Origin of the sequence: Pseudomonas sp. SWRI154, from assembly GCF_014268645.1 — a bacterium.
Classification (GTDB): domain Bacteria; phylum Pseudomonadota; class Gammaproteobacteria; order Pseudomonadales; family Pseudomonadaceae; genus Aquipseudomonas; species Aquipseudomonas marvdashtae.
Genome location: NZ_JABWQW010000067.1, coordinates 1 through 953 on the forward strand (window position 1 = coordinate 1; position 953 = coordinate 953).

A 953-nucleotide genomic window follows, 5' to 3' on the forward strand; every position below is an offset into this window, starting at 1 on the left:
CCCAGGGCAAAGCCGAAGAGTGGACCCAAAGCTTCATCCTCGACGCCAAGTCCGGTTTCACCCAAGGCACGGTCGGTTTCGGCGTGGACGTGCTCGGCCTGTACTCGATCAAGCTCGACGGCGGTCGCGGCACGGCCGGCACACAGCTGCTGCCGGTGCACGACGACGGTCGCCCGGCCGATGACTTCGGTCGCTTGGGCGTCGCGCTCAAGGCCAAGGTCTCGAAAACCGAGTTGAAAGTCGGTGAATGGATGCCGGTGCTGCCGATCCTGCGTTCCGACGACGGTCGTTCCCTGCCCCAGACCTTCCGCGGCGGCCAGGTGACTTCCACCGAAATCAATGGCCTGAGCCTGTACGGCGGCCAATTCCGCGCCAACAGCCCGCGCAACGACGCGAGCATGGAAGACATGTCGATGAACGGTCGCGGCGCGTTCACCTCCGACCGCTTCAACTTCGGCGGCGGCGAATACGCCTTCAACGAGAAACGCACCCAGGTCGGCGTCTGGTACGCGGAACTGTCCGACATCTACCAGCAGCAATATTTCAACCTGACCCACAGCCAACCGATGGGCGACTGGACCCTGGGCGCCAACCTCGGCTACTTCACCGGCAAGGAAGACGGCAGCGCGTTGGCCGGCGACCTGGACAACAAAACCGCGTTCGCGATGCTCTCGGCCAAATACGGCGGCAACACCTTATACGTCGGCCTGCAGAAAGTCGGCGGCGACGATGGCTGGATGCGCGTCAACGGCACCAGCGGCGGCACCCTGGCGAACGACAGCTACAACTCCAGCTACGACAATGCCAAGGAAAAATCCTGGCAAGTGCGCCACGACTTCAACTTCGCCGCTGTTGGCGTGCCGGGCCTGACCCTGATGAACCGCTACATCAGCGGCGACAACGTGCACACCGCCACGGTCGACGATGGCAAGGAATGGGGCCGTGAAAGTGAA

The 953-nt window shown here is 63.2% G+C and carries 1 protein-coding gene; it reads left to right on the forward strand.

Going from position 1 to position 953, the window contains the following annotated elements; translation table 11 throughout:
* Positions 1-953 (forward strand): OprD family porin (locus tag HU806_RS26165; protein WP_186615793.1); only part of this gene is annotated, 953 nt, incomplete at both ends.